The organism is Arachnia propionica (genome assembly GCF_003932785.1).
Classification (GTDB): domain Bacteria; phylum Actinomycetota; class Actinomycetes; order Propionibacteriales; family Propionibacteriaceae; genus Arachnia; species Arachnia propionica_B.
In genome coordinates this window covers 1-701 of record NZ_RQYT01000129.1, presented here as the reverse complement: position 1 = coordinate 701, position 701 = coordinate 1, and the positions used below count along the sequence as shown (strand labels likewise).

The 701-nt window shown below is 57.8% G+C and carries 1 protein-coding gene; it reads left to right on the top strand.

Going from position 1 to position 701, the window contains the following annotated elements:
- Positions 1-326: 326 nt before the first annotated feature.
- Positions 327-701 (top strand): DUF6301 family protein (locus EII35_RS16305; RefSeq protein WP_221739810.1); only part of this gene is annotated, 375 nt, incomplete at its 3' end.

Sequence of the window (701 nt, the reverse complement as noted above, 5' to 3'; positions counted from 1 at the left end):
TTTGTGGTGCTTGGGGTGAGCCGTGGAGTGTGATGACGGATGTTGACATGATTGATTTCATCTGGAAGTTGCATGAGCAGGGTTATGCTGAGTTGACGGTGTGGCCTGACTGTCTTACCTGTAGGTTTGTTGCTATGGATAGGACGGAGGAGCGGTGGTGATTCCCTCCGTTGGTCGAGCCGGGGTCGGAGCTTGCGGAGGGCCCGTGTCGAGACTTGGCGGGATTCCGGCCCGACTCGAGTCCGAGCACCGTTCGCTGCGGGTTTCGACGCGGACTGCTTGCTGGTGTTCGCGGTCCGGCTTGACCAGTGGGGGAGGGTGAGGCCTTGAGACATATTTCCTTTGAGACGGCGCGGGGATGGATCGAGCGTCTGGCGGGGTTGCCTGCTCCGGTGAGGATGGGTGACATCCCAGGATTGGCGGCGGAGTTCGGGTGGGAGCCCACGAATTTCGAATCCCGGTACAGGTATGAGGAAGGGGGTGAGTCTCGGGTTGTTCTGGTTGGGGATAGTGCCACAATCGATAAGATTCATGATGTTACCTTTGATCTGGTAAGGAATTGGGGTGAGGATCTGTTGGGGAATGTGGTGGTGGTGGATTTATGGCCCAGGTATGTGGAGGCGTTTTGTGGGGTGTGGGGTGAGCCGTGGAGTGTGATGACGGATCCGTCGACGTTGATTTGGAAGCTGCATGAGCAGGGG